General features: G+C 67.3%; 2 protein-coding genes and 1 pseudogene. 2 read left to right on the forward strand and 1 reads right to left on the reverse strand.

Going from position 1 to position 3,496, the window contains the following annotated elements:
- Positions 1 to 646: ABC transporter ATP-binding protein (locus tag ACMO6A_RS12740; RefSeq protein ID WP_418471369.1), on the forward strand; the 646-nt coding region annotated here is incomplete at its 5' end.
- Positions 636 to 2,738: an FtsX-like permease family protein gene (locus ACMO6A_RS12745; protein ID WP_009304202.1), complete on the forward strand. Its 2,103-nt coding sequence runs from the start codon at positions 636 to 638 to the stop codon at positions 2,736 to 2,738. The genes ACMO6A_RS12740 and ACMO6A_RS12745, both read left to right, overlap by 11 nt.
- Before the next feature lie 67 nt (positions 2,739 to 2,805).
- Here the strand turns inward: ACMO6A_RS12745 and ACMO6A_RS12750 are convergent.
- Positions 2,806 to 3,496 (reverse strand): annotated as a pseudogene (locus ACMO6A_RS12750) (hypothetical protein); the annotation flags it as partial.

The following is a 3,496-nucleotide window of genomic DNA, read 5'->3' on the forward strand; positions in this document are numbered from 1 at the left end:
GCTACTGAACTGCCTGGCCACCATCGACAAGCCGTCGAGCGGCACCATCGTCGTCGGCGGGCGCGACGTGACCGCGCTCGCTGGCAAGGAGCTGGCGAAGTTCCGGCGCGAGGACCTGGGCTTCATCTTCCAGGACTCGAACCTGCTGGACACGCTCACGGCGTACGAGAACATCGCGCTGGCGCTGACCATCCAGAAGGCGCCCGTGCGCGAGATCGACCCGCGCGTGCGTGAGGCGGCGCGCACGCTGGGCATCGAGGATGTGCTGCAGAAGTACCCCTACCAGATGTCCGGCGGCCAGAAGCAGCGCGTGGCCGCGGCGCGCGCCACGGTGACCCGCCCGCATCTTGTGCTGGCCGACGAGCCCACCGGCGCGCTCGATTCGAAATCGGCGCGCCAGCTGCTCGAATCGCTTGCGCACCTCAACGAGCGGGGATCCACCATCCTCATGGTCACGCACGACTCGTTCTCGGCCAGCTACTGCAACCGCATCGTGTTCATCAAGGATGGCGGCCTGTACGGCGAGCTGCGCCGTAACGGCACGGAGCGTTCGGCGTTCTACCGCCGCATCGTGGACGTGGTCTCCAGCATGGGCGGCGCGGGCGAGGACGATGCCGCGGACGAGGTGACGCGCCATGCTTGCTAGGCTCGCGCTCGGCAACGTGCGCAAGTCGCTGGCGGACTTCGGCATCTACTTCCTCACGGTCATGCTGGGCGTGGCGGTGTTCTACGCGTTCAACTCCATGACGGCCCAGCAGGGCGTGCTCGCGTTCTCCGAGACGCAAAGCAAGATGTTCGATCTGCTGGGCATGGTCATCGGCGGCGTGTCGGTGTTCATTGCGTTCGTGCTCGTGTTCCTCGTGGTGTACGCGAACAGTTTCCTCATCAAGCGGCGCAAGCGCGAGTTCGGGGTGTACCTCGCCTTGGGCATGAGCACGGGCGACGTGGTGAAGATCGTGGCGCTGGAATCGCTGATCGCGGGCGCGGCCTCGCTTGCGGCGGGGCTCGTCGTGGGCATCGGGCTGTCGCAGCTTCTCTTGCAGCTGACGAGCGCGCTGTTCCAGGCCGACGTGGCCGAGGCGGGCGGCTTCGCGTTCGTGTTCTCGGCCGACGCGTTGGCGAAGACCGCCATCGTGTTCGCGGCCATCTTCCTGACGGCCGCGCTGTTGAACGCGCGCACGGTGGCGCGGGCGAAGCTTATCGACCTTCTGCACGCGCAGCGTAAGAACGAGGAGATGCGGCTGACCAGCTTGCCGCTGTCGCTCGCGCTGTTCGCGGCGTCGCTCGTGCTGATAGGCGTGTCGTACAAGCTGCTCATCGACAACGGGCTGATGGAGCCCTCGCCCGAATTCGCGGCGGCCACGTTGCTCGTGTGCGCAGGCACGGTGCTGTTCTTCTACGCGCTGTCGGGCTTCCTGTTGAAGCTGGTACAGCTGATCAAGCCGCTGTACCTGCGCGGGCTTAACATGTTCGCGCTGCGGCAGCTGAACGCGAAGGTGAACACCGCGTTCGCGTCGCTGTCGGTGGTGTGCCTCGTGCTGTTCCTGGCCATCACCAGCGTGTGCGGCGGCATCGGCATCCGCAACGCCATCGACGGCTCGCTGGACAAGAGCACCGGCTACAGCGCCAGCGTGTCCACGTCGTTCGGCTCGTACAACGCCGAGGCGGGCTATCAGCCTGCCGAACTGGGTGAATTCGGGGCCTTCGCCGAGCGGCAGGGCTACGATATGGCCGCGGGGCTGCGCGCGAGCGTGGCGGCCGTGGGCGCGGGCGACTTCGATGCGGCGGCGTCCCGCACGGCGCAGATCGACTTTTTGGTCGATCCGGCCGACGGCCTCGTGATGGACGACGTGGAGCGCGCGAGCGGCCTCAAGCTGTCCGACTACGCGGGCGCGTCCGTCAACAGCGGTTACGGCGCGTACCCCGTGTACCTGGCGAAGCTGTCGCAGGTGAACGCCGCGCTCGAGCTGGCGGGTCGACCGGCGCTCGAGCTGGGCGCGGGGGAGTGCGCGGTTTTCAGCGACTCCGACATCACGAGCGGGTTCTACCGCGACGCGGTGGATCGCGGCACCGTGCTGTCCGTGGGCGGGCGCGACCTGCGCGTGGCCGAATTCCGGGGCGAGAGCCTGCAGACCACGCCGTTTCCGATGAACACGGGCACGCTCGTGGTGCCCGACGAGGCGGTGCCGGCAGGATCGGCGATCCTCCAGTCCGTCCTCGACGTGCAGTGCGCAAGCGACGAGGACGAGGCCGCGTTCGGCGAGATGATGGACGCCGTGGCGGACACCGACAACCCCGACACCTGGCCGATCACGCTGTCCATGACGCGCGCCGAGGTGATCGACCAGAGCATCAGCCTGTCCACCATTGTGGCGTACCTGGCCATCTACCTGGGCTTCGTGCTGGTCATCGCCTGTGCGGCCATACTCGCCATCCAGCAGCTGTCCGACGCTTCCGATAACGCGCAGCGCTACGGGCTGCTGCGAAAGCTGGGGGCTCCCGAGGGCATGATCAGCAGCGCGCTGTTCGTTCAGGTGCTCGTGTACTTCCTGTTCCCGCTGCTGCTGGCCGTCGCGCACGCCGCGTGCGCGCTCGTGGTGGTCACCGACGTCGTGGCCGTGTTCGGGCACCTCGACATCACGTCGATGGCGTTGGCCTGCGCCGGCGCGTTCCTGGCGGTGTACGGCGCCTACTTCGCGGTGACGTACGTCGGCGCCCGGAAGCTCGTGCGCGAATAGGGGGGGGGAGCGAAGGAGCCCCCGCAGGCCGAGTCTGCGGGGGCTCCGCGATGAAGCGGCGGGGCAGCTAGATCTGCCCGCCGAGGGAGAAGGCCTGGGAGAACGGGCTGCCGTCGTCGGTCGGCACGAGCACCAGGTTTCCGCTCTCCAGGACGTACGTGGGCAGGACGCGCACCACGGTCAGCTGCACTGTGCCGCCCGGCGCGATGACGACGTGCTGGGGGTCGTCGGAGGGCACGGTGTCGCCCGTTGCCTCGAAGTCCAGATCGTAACCCGTCCGCACCATGTCGAGCGTTCCGTCATCGTTGCGCAGGGCGAAATCGTAGAGCACGGGCGTCCAAACGGGGACGGCCGTATCTTCAAGGTTGCGCAGCGTCACCGTCGTGGACGCGTAACGGTAGTCGTCGCTCGTAAGCGTGCCGTCGTCGTTGTAGCCGTAGCCCCACACCTCGCGCGAGCATTTGTCCATGTAGCGCGCGTTGCCCAGCCATCCGTCCACGACAAAGAGGCAGTCGTCGAGCGCCTTTCCGCCCGGAAGAGTGTCGGAGAGCGAGATGGAAGGGGAGCTCATGGCCAAGCGCGCGGTCGGCTGTTGCGAGCTTTCGGAGTCTGGGTGAGAGGAGCCGGTGCTTTCGTATCCGAAGTCGAACGCGACTTCGCCGTCGGACGGTGTGAGCGCGTTTTCGGGCAGGGTCGCGTCGACGCGCGCGCCGTTCTCCTCGACGGTTGCCCGCCAGGTATCGTCCTGGCGCTCGATG

The organism is Eggerthella sp. (assembly GCF_048329335.1).
GTDB lineage: Bacteria > Actinomycetota > Coriobacteriia > Coriobacteriales > Eggerthellaceae > Eggerthella > Eggerthella lenta.

Bases quoted from the DNA above. Each gene is read 5' to 3' on its own strand.
- ACMO6A_RS12745 (WP_009304202.1), top strand. From the start codon at position 636: ATGCTTGCTAGGCTCGCGCTCGGCAACGTGCGCAAGTCGCTGGCGGAC.